Origin of the sequence: Reyranella sp. CPCC 100927 (genome assembly GCF_007859315.1) — a bacterium.
Classification (GTDB): domain Bacteria; phylum Pseudomonadota; class Alphaproteobacteria; order Reyranellales; family Reyranellaceae; genus Vineibacter.
Genome location: NZ_VOHA01000005.1, coordinates 311,237 through 331,748, shown reverse-complemented (window position 1 = coordinate 331,748; position 20,512 = coordinate 311,237). Strand labels below are relative to the sequence as shown.

At 66.7% G+C, this 20,512-nt stretch carries 17 protein-coding genes; 12 read left to right on the top strand and 5 right to left on the bottom strand.

Annotated features, from left to right (window positions below; all coding sequences use genetic code 11):
* The first annotated feature begins 45 nt into the window (after positions 1-45).
* The 4 genes from FQU96_RS17035 (at position 46) to FQU96_RS17020 (ending at position 4,717) form a co-directional block, all read left to right on the top strand.
* Positions 46-1,275: a cytochrome P450 gene (locus tag FQU96_RS17035; RefSeq protein ID WP_146542489.1), complete on the top strand. Its 1,230-nt coding sequence runs from the start codon at positions 46-48 to the stop codon at positions 1,273-1,275.
* 70 nt (positions 1,276-1,345) lie between these two features.
* Entirely contained in the window at positions 1,346-2,362 is a 1,017-nt protein-coding gene (locus FQU96_RS17030; protein WP_218574751.1) for an asparaginase, read from the top strand.
* Positions 2,338-3,678 carry a class I SAM-dependent RNA methyltransferase gene (locus FQU96_RS17025; RefSeq protein ID WP_146542487.1) on the top strand — a complete coding sequence of 447 codons (1,341 nt, stop codon included), beginning with the start codon at positions 2,338-2,340 and terminating at the stop codon, positions 3,676-3,678. The genes FQU96_RS17030 and FQU96_RS17025 overlap by 25 nt, the downstream gene beginning before the upstream one ends.
* Positions 3,679-3,946: 268 nt before the next feature.
* Positions 3,947-4,717, top strand: a complete 771-nt coding sequence (locus FQU96_RS17020; RefSeq protein ID WP_146542486.1) for an SDR family NAD(P)-dependent oxidoreductase — start codon at positions 3,947-3,949, stop codon at positions 4,715-4,717.
* A 15-nt stretch (positions 4,718-4,732) separates the two neighbouring features.
* Here FQU96_RS17020 and FQU96_RS17015 read toward each other — a convergent pair whose 3' ends face one another.
* Entirely contained in the window at positions 4,733-5,833 is a 1,101-nt protein-coding gene (locus tag FQU96_RS17015; protein WP_178130551.1) for a DegT/DnrJ/EryC1/StrS aminotransferase family protein, read from the bottom strand.
* Positions 5,834-6,040: 207 nt separating this feature from the next.
* Here FQU96_RS17015 and FQU96_RS17010 point away from each other — a divergent pair, with 207 nt between their 5' ends.
* The 3 genes from FQU96_RS17010 to FQU96_RS17000 are packed head-to-tail and all read left to right on the top strand — an operon-like array spanning position 6,041 to position 9,431.
* On the top strand, positions 6,041-7,060 hold the full coding sequence (locus tag FQU96_RS17010) for an NADP-dependent oxidoreductase (protein WP_146542484.1): 1,020 nt from the start codon (positions 6,041-6,043) through the stop codon (positions 7,058-7,060).
* Positions 7,057-8,232, top strand: a complete 1,176-nt coding sequence (locus FQU96_RS17005; RefSeq protein WP_146542483.1) for an acyl-CoA dehydrogenase family protein — start codon at positions 7,057-7,059, stop codon at positions 8,230-8,232. The genes FQU96_RS17010 and FQU96_RS17005 overlap by 4 nt, the downstream gene beginning before the upstream one ends.
* A 47-nt stretch (positions 8,233-8,279) precedes the next feature.
* Positions 8,280-9,431 carry a Xaa-Pro peptidase family protein gene (locus FQU96_RS17000; RefSeq protein ID WP_146542482.1) on the top strand — a complete coding sequence of 384 codons (1,152 nt, stop codon included), beginning with the start codon at positions 8,280-8,282 and terminating at the stop codon, positions 9,429-9,431.
* A gap of 12 nt (positions 9,432-9,443) precedes the next feature.
* Here FQU96_RS17000 and FQU96_RS16995 read toward each other — a convergent pair whose 3' ends face one another.
* Positions 9,444-10,160: a dienelactone hydrolase family protein gene (locus FQU96_RS16995; RefSeq protein WP_146542481.1), complete on the bottom strand. Its 717-nt coding sequence runs from the start codon at positions 10,158-10,160 to the stop codon at positions 9,444-9,446.
* Positions 10,161-10,243: 83 nt separating this feature from the next.
* Between FQU96_RS16995 and FQU96_RS16990 the strand changes: the two genes are divergently transcribed.
* The 3 genes from FQU96_RS16990 to FQU96_RS16980 all read left to right on the top strand — a co-directional run bounded on the left by FQU96_RS16990 (position 10,244) and on the right by FQU96_RS16980 (position 12,461).
* Positions 10,244-11,110 carry an alpha/beta fold hydrolase gene (locus FQU96_RS16990; protein WP_146542480.1) on the top strand — a complete coding sequence of 289 codons (867 nt, stop codon included), beginning with the start codon at positions 10,244-10,246 and terminating at the stop codon, positions 11,108-11,110.
* An 84-nt stretch (positions 11,111-11,194) separates the two neighbouring features.
* Positions 11,195-12,052, top strand: coding sequence for a GyrI-like domain-containing protein (locus FQU96_RS16985; protein WP_146542479.1), 858 nt, complete (start codon positions 11,195-11,197; stop codon positions 12,050-12,052).
* A 1-nt stretch (position 12,053) separates the two neighbouring features.
* Positions 12,054-12,461: a hypothetical protein gene (locus FQU96_RS16980; protein ID WP_146542478.1), complete on the top strand. Its 408-nt coding sequence runs from the start codon at positions 12,054-12,056 to the stop codon at positions 12,459-12,461.
* Here the strand turns inward: FQU96_RS16980 and FQU96_RS16975 are convergent.
* The 3 genes from FQU96_RS16975 to recG form a co-directional block, all read right to left on the bottom strand.
* Complete coding sequence (locus tag FQU96_RS16975) at positions 12,458-13,069, bottom strand: LysE family translocator (RefSeq protein WP_146542477.1); 612 nt, start codon at positions 13,067-13,069, stop codon at positions 12,458-12,460. The genes FQU96_RS16980 and FQU96_RS16975 overlap by 4 nt on opposite strands.
* Before the next feature lie 226 nt (positions 13,070-13,295).
* Positions 13,296-14,273 carry a diacylglycerol kinase family protein gene (locus FQU96_RS16970; protein WP_146542476.1) on the bottom strand — a complete coding sequence of 326 codons (978 nt, stop codon included), beginning with the start codon at positions 14,271-14,273 and terminating at the stop codon, positions 13,296-13,298.
* A 19-nt stretch (positions 14,274-14,292) separates the two neighbouring features.
* Positions 14,293-16,401 (bottom strand): ATP-dependent DNA helicase RecG, encoded by a 2,109-nt coding sequence (recG, locus tag FQU96_RS16965; RefSeq protein ID WP_370461371.1) that lies wholly within the window; start codon positions 16,399-16,401, stop codon positions 14,293-14,295.
* Between the two features lie 139 nt (positions 16,402-16,540).
* Between recG and FQU96_RS16960 the strand changes: the two genes are divergently transcribed.
* Together FQU96_RS16960 and mfd are read left to right on the top strand one after the other, a co-directional pair.
* The gene (locus FQU96_RS16960) at positions 16,541-16,816 is read left to right on the top strand and encodes a succinate dehydrogenase assembly factor 2 (RefSeq protein ID WP_146542474.1); all 276 of its coding nucleotides are present in this window, start codon (positions 16,541-16,543) and stop codon (positions 16,814-16,816) included.
* A 169-nt stretch (positions 16,817-16,985) separates the two neighbouring features.
* Positions 16,986-20,498 carry a transcription-repair coupling factor gene (mfd, locus tag FQU96_RS16955; RefSeq protein ID WP_146542473.1) on the top strand — a complete coding sequence of 1,171 codons (3,513 nt, stop codon included), beginning with the start codon at positions 16,986-16,988 and terminating at the stop codon, positions 20,496-20,498.
* Positions 20,499-20,512 lie beyond the last annotated feature (14 nt).

Below are 20,512 nucleotides of genomic sequence, written 5' to 3'. Positions count from 1 at the left end.
CGGGCACCTTCGCTAAGGTCGGGACAACTTCAGCGAGGAGCGAGCATGCCCGACACCCTGACGACGGCAGCGCCGACGCCCGTGTTCAATCCGCTGGATCCGGCGTTCATCGCCGATCCCTACCCGACGTACCGCTTTCTGCGCGACAAGGCGCCGGTGTTTCGCACCCCGCTGGGCATGTGGCTGGTCAGCCGCTATGCCGACGTGGCGCTGGTGTTGCGCGACAAGCGCTTCGGCAAGAACTACGAGGGCAACCTGATCCGCCGCTATGGTCCCGACGCCATGCAGGACCGGTCATTCGCGAGCCTGGGGCGCACCATGCTGGTGCTCGATCCGCCCGACCACACGCGCCTGCGCGGCCTGGTGACCAAGGCATTTACCGCGCGCCGGGTCGAGGAGATGCGGGCGCGTATCACCGCCCTGGTCGACGGCATGATCGATCGCGTCTACGCGCAAGGCCGCATGGATGTCGTCTGGGATATCGCACACCGGCTGCCGGTGAAAGTGATCTGCGACATGCTGGGCATCCCGGAGGAGGAGCAGCATCGCTTCCTCGATCACTCCAGTGTCAACGGCCGCATCATCGATCCGGTGCCGATGACCCGGGCCGAGATCGACGATGCCAACGAGCGTAACCGCGAGTCGGACGAGTACTTCGACACCCTTTTCGAGCGCCGTCGCCGCGAGCCTGGCGATGACCTCACGACCTTGCTGGTACAGGCGGAAGAGGCGGGCGATCGCCTGTCGCAGGAGGAACTGCGGGCCAATGTCAGCCTGCTGTTCGCGGCCGGCCACGAAACCACATCCAATCTGATCGCCAATGGCCTGCTGGCACTGCACCGCCATCCCGACCAGTGGGAGGCGCTGAAGGCCGACCCGTCGCTAGCCGCCAATGCAGTCGAAGAGCTGCTACGCTACGATTCGTCAGTCCAAATGACCGGACGGGCCGCCGCCGAGGATGTCGAACTGGGCGGACAGCAGATCGGCAAGGGCGAAAATATCGTCTGTCTGCTCGGCGCCGCGAACCGCGACCCGGAGATCTACGACGACCCTGATCGGCTCGACATTCGCCGCCAGAATATCCGCCCGCTGTCGTTCGGCGGCGGCATCCATCACTGCCTGGGCGCCCAGCTGGCGCGGCTGGAAGGCGAGGTGGTGTTCAAGGCACTGGTGACGCGCCTGCCGGATCTGCGCCTGCCCGAGATCGACAAGCCGCAGTGGCGCCAGAGCTTCACCCTGCGCGGTCTGACGACGCTGCCAGCCGTATGGGGATGAGGTAAATCTCCCCCTCCGTGTCCTGCTGTCTCTGTGGTAGACCCTGGGCGCGGACACGGAGAGCAACAGCGTGAGCAGCGACAAGCCGGTCGTCATCGAGGTGACGCGCGGCAACATGATTGAAAGCCGGCACGTCGGTGCCGCCGCCGTCATGAAGATCGACGGATCGGCGGTCGAAGCGTGGGGCGACATCGACTCACCGGTGATGGCACGTTCGGCCATCAAACCGCTGCAGGCGATCCCGCTGGTGGAAAGCGGAGCGGCCGATCGCTTCGGCTTGACCGACATGCACCTGTCGCTGGCCTGCGCCTCGCACAACGGCGAGCCACGCCATGTCGAGGCTGTACGGGCGTGGCTCGGCGCGATCGGACTTGGCGAAAGCGACCTCGAATGCGGCGCCCATGCGCCGACCCGGCTGCCGATCTTCGAAGACTTCGTGCGCAGCGGCGCGCCGTTGACGGCCGCCTTCAACAATTGCTCGGGCAAGCACACGGGCTTTCTCACCACGGCGATGCACAAGGGCGAACCGACCCGCGGCTACATCCGGCGCGATCACCCGGTGCAGCAGCGGCTGCTCGGCATCTACGAGCAGCTGGCGCAGTGCGACCTGACCCGGGCCCCGTTGGGCATCGATGGGTGCGGTATTCCGACCGTGGGTGTGCCGTTGCGCCATATGGCGCTGGCGATGGCCAACCTAGCCAATCCGGCCCGGCTGCCGGAAGTACGGGCCAAGGCGATCCGGCGTATCCGGGCCGCCATGAATGCCGAGCCGTTCTACATGGCCGGTACCGGCCGTTTCTGTACGCGCATCAACGGCGCCTTGAAAGACGTGGCGCAGGTCAAGACCGGGGCCGAGGGCGTCTACTGCGGCATGTTGCCGACGCTGGGGCTAGGCGTAGCGCTGAAGATCTGGGACGGCAACGGACGCGCCGCGGAAGTCGCACTGGCCGCGATCCTGCGGCACCTCGGCGTGCTGGCCGACATGCAGTTCGACGCGGCGATCACGCCACCGGTCCTCAACGTCGCCGGCCTGACGGTTGGCGATATCCGTCCGGCTGCCTCATGGCTCGGCGCAACCGCTCCCTAGGTCGGCCGCGGCCCGGATCGTCGGTTCCGGCGGCACCGTCGCAGACGATCACGGTCACGGTCGATACGATCGGTGGCGGTGGCACCGGTCGCGCCGCCGTTGATGTTGATGGTGCGCGTCGCATCGTCGACATTCCCTATGTGCTGGCGGGCGAGACCGTGGCGGCCCGCCTGATCCGCCCTCGAGGCGATCGGTTCGATGCCGAATTGCTGCAGGTGCTGACGCCGGGTGCGGATCGGCAGGAGCCGGCCTGCCCGCACTTCGGCTCCTGTGGCGGATGCGCCCTGCAGCATTGGCCCGATTCGGCCTATGCGGCGTGGAAGGCGCAAGCGGTGACCACCGCGCTTGGCTATCGCGACGTGGTCCCGCAACAGACCGTACCGATGATGCGTACGGCGCCGGGGTTGCGGCGGCGCGCCGACTTTACGCTCAAACGCACAGCGGATGGCGCCGTCGTCGGGTTCGCGCGCCGCGCCTCGCACGCCATTGTCGACCTCCAGGCGTGCCCCGTCCTCATGCCGGCGCTGGCTGAACTGGTGCCGCCGCTGCGCGCACTGATCCCTGAGGTGCTGCCACGGGGAGCTGATGCGGAGGCTGTCGTCAACTGGACCGATACCGGCGCGGACATCCTGTTGATCCCAGCGGATCGCCTGCCTCTGGACCTCGATAGCCGCGTGGCACTGGCGGCCTTTGCCGAGGCAACCGATGTCGCGCGCGTTTCCTGGGGTGGACGTCGGATGGCCGAGCCGGTCGTCATCCGACGTGCACCTCGTTTGCGGCTGGGGCCGGTGGATGTCGAGCCGCCGCCCGGCGCTTTCCTGCAGGCCAGCGTCCCCAGCGAAGCCGCGCTGCAGGCGTGCGTGCGCGCCTGGCTGGGGTCGGCGCGGCGTGTCGTCGACCTCTACGCCGGTGTCGGCACGCTGTCGCTGGGATTGCTGCCGCAACGACGTCTGACCTTGGTCGAGGGCGACAAGGCCGCCGTCGCGGCTGTCGATGCCGCGCTGCGCAAGGCCGGGCTGGTTGGCGTGGCTCAGGCGCACGTCCGCGACCTCGCGCGTGATCCGGTTCCGGCCGAAGAGCTGAATGCGTACGATGCAGCGGTCTTCGATCCGCCGCGCGCCGGTGCCGCGGCGCAATCCGCCGAATTGGCGCGCAGCCATGTGCCGGTGATCGTTGCGGTGTCGTGTGATCCCGTAAGCTTCGCGCGCGATGCCCGCACGCTGATCGACGGCGGCTATCGCCTGGAGCAGCTCCTGCCGATCGACCAGTTCCTGTGGTCGCCGCACGTTGAACTGGCCGCGTTGTTTCGGCGTTAGGCACGGCGCGAGTGCCAGCTGTCGCTCGAATGTGAGTCGCGCCTGTCATCCCGAGCGTAGCGAGGGATCTAGGAACGGCGCCTAGATCCCTCGCTGCGCTCGGGATGACAGCCCGGATCAGCGACCAATGGTTCCGGGTATTAGCGGCGGTGCGTTGGCTCACTCAGATCGGCGCGTTTCGGTTGGCGGTACCGGATGACTTTCCCGTGTCGGCGCACCTGACCACCCGTTAAGGTGCGCCGATTCGAGAGGCGAGGCGGAGAAGACAATGTCGATGTTCGACCTGACGGGAAAGGTGGCCGTGGTGACGGGCGGGAGCCGCGGCATCGGCCGGTCGATCTGCGAGCAGATGGCGGCGCACGGCGCCAAGGTGGTGGTCTCCAGTCGCAAGCTGCCGGCCTGCGAGGAGGTGGTTGCGGGCATCAAGGCCAAGGGTGGAGATGCGACGGCGGTCGCCGCCAACATCTCCGACAAGGACCAGCTCGTGAACCTGATCGCCGCCGCGCGCAAGGCTTACGGTCGTATCGACATCCTGGTCTGCAACGCGGCGGCCAATCCGTATTTCGGTCCGCTGTCAGGCCTGAAAGACGATGTCTTTCACAAGATCATGCAGAACAACGTGCTCAGCAACCTGTGGCTGGTCAATGCCGTCGGTCCTGAGATGGCCGAGCGCCGCGACGGCTCGATCATCATCGTGTCGTCGATCGGTGCGCTGGTCGGCTCGGCGCACATCGCGGCCTACAACATGTCCAAGGCGGCCGATCTGTCGCTCGTGAAGTCGCTGGCCATGGAGTGGGGCAAGCACAACATCCGCATCAACGCCATCGCGCCGGGCCTGATCAAGACCGACTTCGCCCGCGCCTTGTGGGACAATCCGCAGATCCGCTCGGCGCAGGAAAACAAGGCGGCGCTCAAGCGTATCGGCGAGCCCGACGACATTGGCGGTGTGGCCGTCTTCCTCGCATCGAAGGCGGGCGCCTTCGTGTGCGGCCAGGTGATCATCGCCGATGGCGGTGTCATCGGTTCGGGTGCCGAGTAGGCGCGCAAGCGCTGGTCACACGCCGTAGAATTCGGCGATGCTGTCGCAGATGAAGTCGACCTCCGCCAGCGACAGCGTCGGCTGGATGGGCAGGCAGACGCCGTGATCCCAGCCATAGTTCGCATTTGGGAACGACGCATCGTCGAGGTGCATGCCTTCGACGCGTGAGGCGCTCCACGCGCGCAATCCGGGCTGGCGGTGCAGGGGGTGGAAGAAGGAACGGGTCTCCACGCCCGCCGCCTCCAGGTGCGTCATCAGGCCCCGCACGTCCTGCGCCATCAGGACGCAGCGGAATGGTACGTGGCCGGCATTGGGCGCCGCGCCCAGCATTCGAACTGCCGAAATGCGCTGCAGTCCCGCTTGGTAGCGCTGCAGCAGCTCGGTCTTGCGGCTGATGACCTGGTCGAGCCGTGCGAGCTGGGCGACGCCGATTGCGCACTGCAGATCGGTCATCCTGAAATTGTAGCCTATCGCCTCGTGGATGAAGGATCCGCGATCGAGCCGCCCCTGGTTTCGCAACAGGCGCAGGCGGTTATAGACATGCTGGTCCTTGCAGGCGACGTAGCCGCCTTCACCCGTGGTGATGGTCTTGTCGGCGAAGAAGGAGAAACAGCCGACGTCGCCCAGGCTGCCGACGTGGCGCCCACCGAATGTCACGCCGATTCCCTGCGCGGCATCCTCGATGACCGCCAGCCTGTGCTTGACTGCGAAATCCAGCACCGCGGTCATGTCGCAGGCCGTGCCGAACAGGTGCACCGGCATGATCGCGCGCGTGCGGGACGTCAGGCCGGCCGCCGCCCGGTTCATGTCGATCTGGAAGGTCTGATCGTCGACATCGACCAGGACCGGCACTGCGCCCACCATATGCACGGCGGTGGCGGAGCCGATGAACGTGGTGTCCGGCACCAGGACCTCATCGCCCTGGCCGATCTCGAGGGCCATCAGGCCCAGGGCCAGCGCCAGCGTACCGTTGGGTGCCAATACGCCGTAGGGCGTGCCGATCAGATGGTTGAGCTGATCAGAGAAGGCCCGCGCGTGTGGACCCTCCGTAATCCATCCACCGCGCACGACGTCGGCGACGGCCTGCGCCTCCGCCTCGCCCAGCCATGGGCTCACCTGCGCGATCTTGCGCGGTGGTGCAGAAGGTCCGGCTGTCGGTGCCGTCGGACGCACGGATGGCGGAGCGACTCTGGCGCTTGAAAGATCAGTCATTTGCGGGACGATATCGGGGAACGGTGAAAAGATCTTTGTTCACGGTCGTGATCAAGAAGTGGCCGCGCGCAGGAATTCTGCGAGTTGCCAACGCTGGGGGAGGATGTCGCCATGCTGAACAGCCGCCACGTCGTGTTGGCACGACGGCCAGACGGTCCACCTGTGCCGGCCGATTTCGATGTGCGCACCCGTACGCTACCGGCATTGCCCGACGGGCGCGCACTGGTTCAGGTGCTGTACGCGACAGCCAATCCTGGCAGCCGCAACCGCTTGTCCGGCCACGCGTCCTATGCGCGTGCGATGGAAATGGGCGAGACCATGGAAGGACCAGCGGTCGGCCGAGTCGTGCAGTCGCGCAATCCCGACTTCCAGGCCGGCGACATGGTGGCCGGCCCGTTCGGTTGGGCCGAACATGTTCAGGTGAGCGGTCGTGGCCTGCGTCGGCTGCCGTCAGATACGCCTTCGGTGAGCGCCTGGGCCGGTATCCTGAGCATTCCGGGGCTCACCGGTTATTTCGGCATCCGTGACGTCGGCGCCGCCCAGGCAAGCGAGACCGTCCTGATTTCGTCGGCCGCGGGTCCGGTGGGCGCCACGGCCGGTCAGATCGCGCGCATCATGGGCTGTCGCGTCATCGGTATCGCCAGCGGCGATGCGAAACTACGTTGGCTGCGCGATGTCGCCGGGTTTGACGCCGTCGTCGATCGTAGCGCAGCCGGCTCTGCCGACGCGCTCGCGGCGCGTATTGCCGCCGTGGCGCCGGACGGCGTTGATATCTATTTCGACAATGTCGGTGGTCCGCTGCTGGATGCCGCGATCGCCAATTTGCGGCCGAAAGGTCGTATCGTGGTCTCGGGCCAGATCTCGGACTACAACACACTGCCCGAGGCGCGCTACGGCACGCGTCGCGTCCATGATTTCATCGGCAAGCGGCTGCGCATGGAAGGGTTGGTGGTGTTCGATTTCGCCGATCGCTTCGACGAAGCCACCACCGCCATGACCGCCTGGATCCGTGGCGGCAAACTGGCATTCAAGGAGCACATCGAGGAGGGCCTGGAGGCACTGCCTGGCCTCTTTTGCGCCCAACTGCGGGGCGAGATCTTCGGTCGCGCACTGGCCCGGTTGGCGTCATGACAAGTACCGTGCGATCCGTCGACCATCCGGTCCTCGACCGCCTCCATGCCGTCCTGCCGGCGATCGCCGTCCGCGCCGACGACATCGAACAAGCACGGCAGCTTCCGGCTGACGTTGCCGAAACATTGATCGGCACCGGGGTATTCAAGCTTTGCGTTCCAGCGTCCCTGCATGGCCATGAGGCGCACCCGCTGGTGCTGATGCGGGCCATCGAGGCGGCGTCCATCGCCGACGGTTCGGCGGGCTGGAACGTCATGATCGGTGCGACGTCGGGCACGACCGCGGCGTATCTCGCGCCGGATGTCGCGCGCCTGATCCATGGCGATCCCGATGCCGTCACCGGCGGCATCTTCGCGCCGCGCGGCAAGGCCGTGCGTAACGGGGACACCTGGCACGTCAGCGGACACTGGCAATGGGCCAGCGGCAACAGCCACAGCCGCTGGATGAAGGCTGGCTGCATTGCCTGGGAGGACGGCAAGCCGCGGCAGGTGCGCGACGGCGTGCCGGACGTGCTGACCGTTTACGTGCCGCGCGAGAGGATCACCTTCGACGACAACTGGTACACATCCGGACTGTGCGGCACCGGGTCGTGCGACATGCGCATCGAGGGCGTCGTCGTGCCGGCATCGCATGCCGTGTCGCTCACCCGCGACAAGCCGCAGAGCGACGGGCCGCTCTATCGCTTCCCCGTCTTCGGACTCCTCGCCATGGGCTGCGGCGCGGTCGCGCTCGGGATCGCCCGCGGCGCCATCGAGGATCTGCAGACCCTGGCCGGCGCCAAGGTGCCGACCTTGAGCCGCCGGCCGTTGGCCGAGCGATCCGGCACGCAAGGCGACATCGCCAAGGCCGAGGCGCTGGTGCGATCCGCCCGTGCCTTTCTGGTGGAAGCGATCGAGACTGCCTGGGATGCCGCGGTGCGGGGCGCCGATATCGGCATCGACGAGCGCATGGCGCTGCGGCTGGCGGCCACGCATGCGACCGACAGCGCGGCAAGGGCGGTCGACATCTGCTATACCCTGGCCGGCGGCACGTCGGTCTACCGGACCAGCTCCCTGCAGCGCCGCTTCCGCGACGTGCATGTCGTGACCCAGCACATGATGGTGGCGCCGCCCAGCTACGAGCTGGCCGGCCGCGTGCTGGTCGGCCTGCCGACGGACGCGTCGATGCTGTAGTGTTGTGTGAGCCTTTGGTTGGAGCCGCACCAGCGACGGGAGACACCATGGCGCTGCATTTCACGACCGAAGAACTGGCGAACCGCCGAGCGCGTGCCATTGCCGACCTTGAGCGGCGCGGCCTCGACGGGCTGCTGATGTTCCGTCAAGAGAGCATGTACTACCTGACGGGCTATGATACGTTTGGCTACGTGTTCTTCCAGTGCCTCTACCTGGGCGTCGATGGGCGGCTCATGTTGCTGACGCGCGCGCCCGATCTGCGGCAGGCGCAGCACACGTCGATGATCGAGGACATCCGGATCTGGGTCGACGGACCGGATGCCAACCCGGCACTGGAACTGCGCGCCTTCCTGCAGTCGATCGGCCGGGCCGGCGGCACGTTCGGCGTCGAGTATGACGCCTACGGCCTGACCGCCGCCAACGGCCGCAGGCTCGACGCCGCCATGGACGATTTCTGCACCCTGGTCGACGCCTCGGACCTGGTGTCGCGGCTGCGCGTCATCAAGAGCCCGGCCGAGCTTGCCTACGTACGGCGCGCCGCCGCACTGGCCGATGATGCCCTGCGCGCGGCCCACGATACCGTACGGCCAGGCGCTTTCGAGGGTGACGTGCTGGCGGCCATGCAGGGCGCGGTCTTCAAGGGCGGTGGCGACTATCCCGGCAACGAGTTCATCATCGGCTCGGGGCGGGACGGGCTGCTCTGCCGCTACTTCAGCGGCCGGCGCCATCTCGATCCTGTCGACCAGATCACCTTGGAGTTCGCCGGCGTCGATCGCCACTACCACGCCTGCCTGATGCGGACGATCCCGGTCGGAGAGGTGCGCTCGCAGCATCGCGAGATGCACAAGGTCTGCCTCGAGGCGATGGACGCCTGTCTTGCCGCGCTGAAGCCCGGCCAGCCGATCGGCGCGGTGTTCGATGCCTATGCGCGGGTTTGCGACACGCATGGCTACCAGGCGCATCGCCTCAACGCCTGCGGCTACAGCCTGGGTACGACGTTCGCGCCGAACTGGATGGACTGGCCAATGTTCTACCGCGGCAACCCGGTACCGGCCGAGCCCGGCATGGTGTTCTTTCTGCACATGATCCTGCTCGACAGCGGCACCGAAGCCGCCATGTGCCCAGGACACACCGTGGTGGTGGGCGAGGGTGGCAACGAGGTCCTGTCGGCCATGCCGCTCGATCTGGTGGCGCGCTGACGCCCTCGGCGTTCAGACCGGCCCCAACACCTCGTCGAACAGGTCGCGCATGGCGCGCCACGAGCGCTTGTCCGTGCGCTCGTGGTAGGCGAAGCCGGGGAGATTGAGGGCATCGACATACCGGTTCGTGAAGCTGTGGCCGGCACTGCCGTAGATTTCCATGCGCCAATCGACGGCACCGGCCTCCATCTCCTGGATGAAGGCCTCGCGCTGCTCAGGCGGGATGATGGGATCCGTCGCACCCAGGCAGACCAGCACTTTGCCTTTGATGTTCTGGGCATCCTGCGGCCTGCTGGTCTGCAGGCCCGAATGAAAGCCGACGATGCAGTCGACATCCGCACCGCTGCGCGCCAGTTCCAGCACCGTGGTGCCACCGAAGCAGAATCCGATGGCCGCCGTTCGCTTCGGGTCTGCATGCGGTTGCGATTTCACGATCTCAAGCGCTGCCTGCGCGCGTTTGCGCAAGGTCGGCAGGTCCGCCGTCAGTGCGGCGATCGTCGCCCTGACCTGCTCGCGGCTGGTCATGGGCTCGCCGAAGGTGTCCATGGCGAAGGCGACATAGCCCAGGTCGGCCAGCATCCTGGCGCGTTCCTTGGGATGGTCGGTCATGCCCCCGCCTTCGTGTGAGACGAGAATGCCCGGTACGCGGTTGCCGTTGGAACCGTCGGCGAGGAAACCGACATAGGTCTTGCCGTCAACGGCATACTCGATATCGCTGGTCTTGATCATCGGTTTGCTCGCTGCTTCGCTTGGCGCTTGCGCCGGGGCGTTTGGTCTCCGATCCTACGGCAGAATAGCGAGAAGGCGCAGCCATGTTCGACGGATTCCAACGCCAGACCATCGATGTCGGCGACACCACCATCAACGCCCTGGTCGGCGGTAAGGGCCCGCCGCTGTTGCTGCTGCACGGCTATCCCGAGACCCACGTCATGTGGCACAAGATCGCGCCGGCACTGGCCGAGCGCTTCACCGTCGTGGCCAGCGATCTACGCGGCTACGGTGACAGCGGCGTGCCGGCCACGACCGACGATCATTTCAGCTACTCCAAGCGCGCGACCGCGGCTGACCAGGTCAAGGTCATGGAACACCTCGGCCATCGCCGGTTCATGGTGGCTGGCCACGACCGCGGTGCGCGGGTGACACATCGCCTGCTGCTGGACTGGCCCGATCGGGTGAGCCGCGCGGCCGTTCTCGACATCGTGCCGACGCCGCATGTCTTCGCCCATGTCGACAAGCAGCTGGCAACCGCCTACTGGCACTGGTTCTTCCTGATCCAGAAGGCCGATTTTCCCGAACGCCTGATCGGGGCCGACCCCGAATACTACCTGCGCCGTCTGCTGGGCTCACTGGCCGACGCCGGCACGATCACGCCGGAGGCCTTCGCCGAGTATCTGCGCTGCTTCGCACCACAGGTACGCATCCACGCCACCAGCGAGGACTACCGGGCCGGCGCCAGCATCGACCTGGAACACCACAAGACCGACAACGGCCGCAAGATCGCCTGTCCGCTGCTGGTGCTGTGGGGCGAGAAGGGCCTGGTCGGTCGCATGTACGAGCCGGTGACCGTCTGGCGTGACTGGGCTGACGATGTCCGCGGCCACGCCGTGCCGGGTGGCCACTTCCTGCCCGAGGAAGCCCCGCGCGAGACGCTGGAAGCGATGCTGGCGTTCTTCGGGTGAGAGCAGGCGGGGGCGCCCATACCGCAAGATTTGTCAAATTGCGGGGTGATAGGGTCCGGTCGTCGTCAAGGCCGGATGGAACCGATGGAAAACAGCAGCAACTGGACCAACTATAGAGAGCGCCTCGACCGGGTGACCATGTATGTCTACGACCACCTGGACGACGATCTGGACCTCAACAAGCTGGCCGACATCGCCTGCCTGTCGCCGTACCATTGGCATCGCGTGTATCATGCGACACACGGCGAGACGATTGCCGCGACGGTGAAGCGCCTGCGGTTGCACCGTGCCGCGGGGTATCTGGCGCAGACCACGATGAGCATCCAGGAGATTGCTCGCAAGTCCGGCTACCCGAACGTCGCCTCGTTCAATCGCATCTTCAGTGCCGCCTACGGCATGCCACCGGCGCAGTACCGTCGCGAGGGCGACCACGCCAAGTTCCAGGCGGTGCGCCAGGATGCGGGGCCGGGCGGCTACGAGGTCGCGATCAAGGAGCTGCCCGACCTGCAGGCAGTCGCCGTCGACCATCGCGGATCCTACATGCAGATCGGCAAGGCGTTCGATACGCTCTACGGATGGTTGGGCGCGCGCAGTCATCTCAGACCCGGGCAGCGGTCGATCGGCATGTACCTCGACGATCCCCTGGCGGTCGACGAGGACAAGCTGCGCTCCAAAGCCTGTGTCGCGGTCGAGGAGTCCTTTCCAATCGAGGCGCCGGTGGTGCGCACTGACATCGTGGGCGGTCCCTATGCCGTGCTACGGCATGTCGGCCCCTACGCGTCGATGAAAGCCGCATATCAGTGGCTCTATGGCGACTGGCTGGTGCAATCAGGCAAGGAAGCCGCCAATGCGCCGGCCCTGGAGGAGTATCTCAACAGTCCGCGCGATACGCCGCCGCAGGACCTGATGACGGACATCTGGCTGCCCTTGTGTGAGGCCTGACATGGCGAAAAAGACCTGGACAGACAAGTTCGCGACGCCGGTGCAGCACCAGGTGAAGCCGGCGCCGATGGACATCGCCGGCATGAAGAAGGGCGAGATCATGCTGATACCATCGCCACGCATCATCGACACCTTCATCCGTGGGATCCCGCGCGGCACCAGTATGGATGTGAAGACGCTGCGCCTGAAGCTGGCCCGCCGCTACAAGGCGGAAGTCACGTGCCCGATCACGACAGGATTTCACCTGCGGACGGTCGCGGAGGCCGCTTACGAGGCCCACATGCAGGGCACTGACATCAACGAGATCACGCCGTTCTGGCGCGTGCTGGATGCCGACACGCCAACCACCAAGAAGCTGGCGTGCGGCGCGTCGTTTGTCATCAGACAGCGCTCGCGCGAAGGGCTTTAGCGATCCGCCACGGCCAGCTTGGCGCCCAGGGCGGCAAAGGCCGCGGCGAACGTGCGCCGCATCCATGTCAGCACCCGAGGGCGTGAGATCACGTGGTCGCGGACGGCGGCGGCGAACAGCCCGTAGCCGACAAAGACGACGAACGTCATCAGCATGAAGACGCCGCTCAGCGTCAGCATCTGCATCATCGGCTGTGCCTCGTCGGCACTGACAAACTGCGGCAGGAACGCCAGGAAGAAGATCGACAGCTTGGGATTGAGGATGTTGATCAGGACCGCCGTCACCGTCACCTGCGTGGCCGATCCCTTGCCGCCATCCGCCTCCACCTTCAGGGCGCCGTGTTCGCGCAGCGTATTCCACGCCATGTAGAGCAGGTAGGCGACACCGATGTACTTGAACGTCTCGTAGGCCAGCGCACTGGCGTGCAGCAATGCGGCCAAGCCCATGATGGCGGCGGCCATATGCGGCACGATTCCGATCGTGCATCCGAAGGCCGCCACGACGCTGGCGCGCGACCCGCGCGAGAGCCCCATGGCCAGCGTATAGAGCACGCCGGTGCCCGGCGAGGCGACGACAATGAACGACGTGATCAGAAATTCGATGCTCACGGGCCTACGTGCTCCTGTCTTGCGGATCGTGCCTTGGCGGCCGACACTCTGTCGCCGCCGCCCGACGCAGGCAAGTCCGTCTAGTGCCGACGATCGCTAGAGTGTGACTCAGGATCGTCATCCCGAGCGCAGCGAGGGATCTTTCGATGCAGGTGCACCCGTGCGTCACTTGCAGAAGATCCCTCGCTGCGCTCGGGATGACAGCTGTATCAGGGACGCGTGAGTACTAATCGCCGCCGCGCACGAATGTGACCTCGGGGCCGGCGTCGAGCCTGAGCGGTTGGCCCGCCTCGAGTTCCAGGACTTCGCCGTCGAGCACGAACCCGCCGGTCATGTCGATCTCGATGTGATCGGCGTTGACGCTGCGATAGCCGTTGGCCGGTGTCGTATCGGCCGTCGGCCGGCCATTCAATGCCGGCAGCACGACGCGTGAGAAGCGCCGGGGCTTGGCGGCCACGGTGGTGAGCCGGATGGCACCAGAACCCGTACCCCAGAATGGCGATAGTCCCAGGATCAGACGTTCCATCGTGCTCACGACGATGGCGATATAGTCGCGCGGTTCGTCGGCAATATCGTCGTGCGTAATGCGCGCAGCGACTGGCTTGATCGGGTTGCGGCCGATCATCAATGGGCCCAGCAGGCTCACCAGCCCGGCCAGCGGTCCGGCCGCGTCGCGCATGCCGACGCGATCGACCGACCGGCGGCTGATCATGGTGCCCTGGTATACGCCGGCACCGCCGCCGAACAGGCCATAGGCCGGCGCCGCCATGCCGGACCGGTGCACCGCAATCAGCCGGCGCCGAACGCGCGCTTCGTCCAGGCGGCCGGTGCGGGCACGTTCAAGCAGCGCCGCCAGTTCCTTGGCCGGTTTGCGCGCCGCGCCGATATCGTAGCCGATCATGTTGGTGGTGCCGCCGGGCAGCACTGCCAGCAGCGGCAATGTCGGGAAAACCCGCTCGTTGAGCATCAGGCTGAAAACGTGCTGCAGTGTGCCGTCGCCGCCGGCGATGGCCAGGATATCGATGCCCTGATCGTTGAAGGCACGCAGCGCTTCCAGCGCTTCTGCCTGCCCCAAGGTTTCCTGCGCGACGACATCGGGCGACTGCACGATCAGATGCCGCAGGTCGGTAAGGCTGGCGCGATTGCGGCCACTCCTGCGGTTGATCAGCACGCCGATGCGCGGCGCGGGCGGGGCGACGGACATGGCGCGCTTTGCCTTGTTGTCAGCCCGAACGCAAGGTGCGAACCGCCGCGTCGCGCGCGAACAGGTAGAGCAGGGTGCGCAGCGCTTCGCCGCGCGGCGAGGCCAGGGTCGGATCGCGTTCGACGATCAGGCGTGCATCGTCGCGCGCGGCCTGCAACAGTTCAGCGTGGACCGCGAGGTCGGCCAGCCGCATCTCGGGCAGGCCGCTCTGGCGCGTTCCCAGCAGTTCGCCGGCACCGCGCAGCTTCAGGTCCTCCTCGGCGATGCGAAAGCCGTCCTCGGTCTCGCGCATGATCGCCAACCGCGCGCGCGCCGTTTCGCCCAGCGGCGCGCCAAACAGCAGCAGGCAGGTCGAGGCTTCATTGCCCCGTCCGACGCGACCGCGCAGCTGATGCAGCTGGGCGAGGCCGAAGCGTTCGGCGTGCTCGATCACCATGACCGTGGCCGCCGGCACATCGACACCGACCTCGATCACGGTGGTGGCCACCAGGATCTGGGCCCGTCCCTCGACGAAGGCGGCCATCGCCGCATCACGCTCGGCCGACTTCATCTGTCCGTGGATCAGTGCCACCTTGCCCGGGAACTGCCGCGACAGCTGGCCGTGGCGCTCCTCGGCGGCGGCGAGGTCCGTGATTTCCGATTCCTCGATCAGCGGGCAGACCCAATAGACGCGCGCGCCAGCCGCCAGCCGGCGACCGATGCCGGCCACGACCTCGCCCAGGCGATCGAGCGCAATCGTGCGGGTGTCGATCGGTTTACGGCCGGCCGGCTTTTCGGTCAGCTTCGAGGTATCGAGATCGCCGTAGGCCGCCAGCATCAGGGTTCGCGGGATCGGTGTTGCCGTCATCGCCAGCAGGTCGACAGCCACACCCTTGGCGGCCAGGGCCAGGCGCTGCTCGACGCCGAAGCGATGCTGCTCGTCGATCACTGTCAAAGCCAGATCTCGAAATGCCACGTCGTCCTGCACCAGCGCATGCGTGCCCACCACAAGATCGATGCTGCCGTTTTCCAGGCCGGCCAGCAGCTCGCGCTTGCGTTTGGCGGTGTCGCGCCCGGTGAGCAGAGCGAGTTGCACGCCGGCCGACGCCGCCAGCGGCGCCATGGTGGCGTGATGCTGCCGCGCCAGCAGTTCGGTGGGCGCCATCAGCGCCGCCTGCGCGCCAGCCTCGACGGCGTTGAGCATCGACATCAAGGCCACGACCGTTTTGCCGCTGCCGACATCGCCCTGCAGCAGGCGCGCCATGCGCTGCGGCGCGGCCATGTCAGCAATGATCTCGCGCACCGCCGCATCCTGGCTTGCGGTCAGCTTGAAGGGCAGGGCGGCCATCACCTTGACGCGCAGGCGCCCGTCGCCCTTGACCGATCGGCCGGCCGCGGTGCGCGTGTGGTTGCGCACCAGGGTGATCGCCAGTTGGCTTGCCAGCAGTTCATCGAACGCCAGTCGCTGGCGCGCCGGCGATGACTTGTCGAGGTCCGCCTCGGTCTGCGGGTGATGGACTGCCTTCAGCGCCGTGAGCCAGTCCGTCCAGCCCTGGCGCTTCTGCCATGCCGGGTCGAGCCATTCCGGCAGCGCCGGCGCGCGCTCCAGCGCTGCCTCGATGGCCTTGGCCAAGGGTTTCGCCGTCAGGCCGCCGGTCAACCCATAGACCGGCTCGACACGCGCCAATTTCTCGCGCTCGGCCAGCGTCACGATGTGGTCGGGATGGGTGATCTGGGGCTGGCCGTTGTACATCTCGATGCGGCCGCTCACCACACGTTGCTCGCCGATCGGCAGCAGGCCCTGCACCCAGGCCACGCGCGCGTGGAAGAACACCAGCGACAGGCTGCCGGTCTCGTCCTCACACCACACGCGATAGGGTTGGCGTGGTGTGCGCGGCGCCTGATGTTCCGTGACGGTGAGCGTGATCGTGGCCACCGATCCCGGCCCGGCTTCGGCGACCTTGGGGGAATAGCGCCGGTCGATCACGCCGTAGGGCAAATGCCACAGCAGGTCCACGACGTGCTCGCCGGTCAGTTTGGCGACCAGCCGGCCCAGCTTGTCGCCGATGCCGGGCAACGACGTTACGGTCGCAAACAGCTTGTTCAGGATCTCCGGGCGCATCGGTCGGTGTTTCGCTTGCCATTCCAAGCTGTTGAAAGAGCGACGCTTTCGCCTGCTGACAGCGCCGCGTCGGTCCTTTATACCGCAGCCCTTGCGCGATCCCAGCCCGGCCTTGGGGGATATCCTCCCGGCCCGGCGGGAGGGTGCCGATTCGGCTGAGGATGACATGGCGTCCGGTTCCGACAATCCGCTCGATGTGCGCCGCCGGCGGCTGCTCTATCGCAGCGAGCATCGCGGCAACAAGGAGAACGACATCCTGCTCGGCCAGTTCGCCCGGGCCCATGTGATGACGTTCGATGCCACCCAACTCGACCATTACGAGGCGCTCCTGGCAGAGAGCGACAACGACATTTTCGACTGGGCCGCCGGCAAGGCCGCCGTGCCACCGGAAAAAGATACGCCGGTGCTGCGCATGGTGCTGGCATTCAGGGTGCAATTTTGATGGGTGTTGTCGCGAATATTGACCGCGGCCTTCTCCACCTCCCCCCTTGTGGGGGAGGTCGGCGGCGCGCAGCGCCGACGGGTGGGGGGGGCACACACGAGGCGGTGTGCGTGGAGGCCCCCCTCCCTAACCCTCCCCCACAAGGGGGGAGGGGATATGAGGCGCGGCCATGAGGCTCGCCGACACGATCGCCCGCGTCCACAGCAGGCGCGCGCATTGGACGCTGTACGGCACGCCCGAGGGCGCCGATGCGCTGGTGCTCGCTGAACTGGCCCGTGGTTCGGGCGGACAGGACATCCTGCATGTCGTGCGCGACGGCCACCGCCTGGAGCGGCTGGAGGAGGCGCTGCGCTTTTTCGCGCCTGAGCGGACGGTGCTGATCTTCCCCGCCTGGGATTGCCTGCCCTACGACCGCCAGTCGCCGCACCCGGATATCGTCGGCGAACGGCTCAATACGCTGACGCGGTTGGCAACCGAAAAACCGGCTGGTACCCCGGCGCGTATCGTACTGGCGTCCGTCGGTGCCCTGCTGCAACGCGTGCCGCGGCGCAAGGGCTATGCCGACATCGGCTTCATGCTGAAAGTCGGGGCCGCCATTGATCTCGACGCTCTGCAGCGCTTCCTGGCCGACAACGGCTACGGTCGCGGCGAGACGGTGATGGAACCGGGTGAATATGCCGTGCGCGGTGGCCTGGTCGACCTGTTTCCGCCCGGCGCCGGCGAGCCTTTGCGGCTGGACCTGTTCGGCGATACGCTGGAGGCGATCCGCATCTTCGATCCGATGTCACAGCGCTCGACCGGCACACGCGACGGGATCGTGCTGAAGCCGGTAAGCGAGATCGTGCTGACGCCGCAGTCGATCGAACGCTTCCGCGCCGGCTATCGCGAGCTTTTCGGCAACGTGGCGGGCCACGACACGCTTTATGAAGCCGTATCGGCGGGCCAGCGACACGCCGGCATGGAACATTGGCTGCCGTTGTTCCACGATGGGCTCGACACCTTCTTCGACTACATGCCCGATGCGCTGGTGAGCCTCGACCAGCAAGCCGACGAGGCGCGTGATGCGCGCCTGGAGCTGATCAACGACTATTACCAGGCGCGCCAGTCGATGGACGCCAAGGGCGCGAAGGGCGGGTTCGCCGGCGCTGCCGACTATCGGCCGGTGCCGCCGGCGCGGCTCTACCTGGACGTCAAGGAATGGCGCCAGCGGCTCGCCGATCGTACGACGGTTGAATTGTCGAGCTTCGATGCGACCCAGGCGGACGGGGAGGGGAAGACCATCGATCTTGCGGGCCGGCGCCACGAAGGCTTCGCGGCGGCGCGCAAGGCCCAGAACGTCAACCTGTTCGACACCGTCGGCAAGCACATCGCCGACGCGCACGCGGCCCGGCGCCGTGTCGTGGTGGCGGGTTTCAGCGAGGGCTCGGTCGAGCGCCTGCGGACATTGTTGCGCGATCACGGCGTTGCGGCACCGACGGCGATACCCGACTTCCGCACGGCGCAAGCCCTGCCGGCCGGTGCCGTCGGCATGGCAGTGCTGCCGGTCGAGAACGGCTTCGTGCTGGGCGATCTCGAGGTCATCGGCGAGGAGGATATTCTCGGCGACCGGCTGACCCGGCCCAAGCCCAAGCGCCGTCCGTCGGAGCGTTTCATCGCCGAGGCGTCGGCATTGGCCGACGGCGATCTGATCGTGCACCGCGAGCACGGTATCGGCCGTTACGAGGGTCTGGTGGCGCTCGAGGTCGGTGGCGCCAAACACGATTGCCTGCGGCTGGTCTATGACGGCGGCGACAAGCTGTTCGTGCCGGTCGAGAACATCGACGTGCTGAGCCGCTATGGTGCGTCCGAGGGGCCGGTGGCGCTGGATCGCCTGGGCGGTGCCGGCTGGCAGACTCGCTCGGCGCGCCTGAAGCAGCGCATCCGCGACATGGCGGACAAGCTGATCAAGATCGCGGCCGAGCGGGCGCTCAAGCGTGGCGACCTGATGACGCCGCCGGACGGCCTGTTCGACGAGTTCTGCGCCCGCTTCCCCTACGACGAGACCGACGACCAGCTCGGCGCCATCACCGACGTGCTGGAGGACCTCGCGTCCGGCAAGCCGATGGATCGGCTGGTGTGCGGCGATGTCGGCTTCGGCAAGACCGAGGTGGCCTTGCGCGCTGCGTTCGTCGCCGCCATGACCGGCAAGCAGGTGGCGGTCGTGGTACCGACCACGCTTCTGGCGCGCCAGCACCATCGCACATTCGTGGAGCGCTTTGCCGGCCTGCCGGTGCGCATCGGGCGTTTGTCGCGCCTGGTGCCGGCCAAGGAGGCCGCCGAAACCAAGAAGGCGCTGAAAGCCGGTACTATCGACATCGTGGTCGGTACGCACGCGCTGTTGGGCAAGAGCATCGAGTTCACCGATCTCGGCCTCTTGATCGTCGACGAGGAGCAGCACTTCGGCGTTGCGCACAAGGAACGGCTCAAGGAGCTGCGCGCCGACGTGCATGTGCTGACGCTGACCGCCACGCCGATTCCGCGCACCTTGCAGCTGGCGCTGACCGGTGTACGCGATATGAGCCTGATCGCGACGCCGCCGGTTGACCGCCTGGCGGTGCGCACTTTCGTGACCGAGGTCGATCCGGTGGCGATCCGCGAGGCGCTGTTGCGCGAGCAGTATCGCGGCGGCCAGAGTTTCTATGTCTGCCCGCGCATCGAGGATCTCGACGGCGTGGCCGCCAATCTGCGCGAGCTGGTGCCGGAGATCAAATTCGCCATGGCGCACGGGCGCCTGGCGCCGGCGACTCTTGAAGATACGATGCAGGCCTTCGTCGACGGCAAGTACGACATGCTGTTGTCGACCAACATCGTCGAGAGCGGGCTTGATATCCGCAACGCCAACACGCTGATCATCCACCGTGCCGACATGTTCGGCCTGGCGCAGCTTTACCAGCTGCGCGGCCGCGTCGGGCGCGCCAAGGTGCGCGCCTATTGCTATCTCACGGTGCCGCCCAACCGGGCCCTGAACGAGGCGGCATCGAAGCGGCTGGAGGTGATGCAGACGCTCGATACCCTGGGCGCCGGCTTCCAGCTCGCCAGCCACGACCTCGACATCCGTGGCGCCGGCAACCTGCTGGGCGACGAGCAGTCCGGCCACATTCGCGAGGTCGGCATCGAGCTCTACCAGCAGCTGCTGGAGGAGGCGGTGGAAGCCGCGCGTGGTCAGGCCCGCGAGGCCGCGCGACAGGCTGCCGACTGGTCGCCGCAGATCAACCTCGGCCTGCCGGTGCTGATCCCCGAAGAGTATGTCGCCGATCTCGGCGTGCGACTGGCGGCGTACCGGCGGATCGGCAATATCCGCGACAGCGCCGAGATCGATTCTCTGGCGGCCGAACTGGTCGACCGCTTCGGCCCGATTCCGGCCGAAGTCGAGAACCTGCTGCGCACCGTCGAACTCAAGCTGTTGTGCCGCTCGGCAGGGGTCGAGAAGATCGACGCCGGCCCCAAGGGCATTGTCTTTGCGCTGCGCGACAACAAGTTCGCCCGGCCCGACCGCCTGATCGACTACATCCAGCGCCGCGCACCCGTGGTGAAGGTCAGGCCCGACCAGAAGCTGGTGCTGCTGCGTGCCTGGGAGGACGACCGCAAACGCCTGGCGGGTGTGAAGACCATCGTCGGCGAGTTGGCCAAGCTTGCAGCATAGGCTTCCCGGCGGGA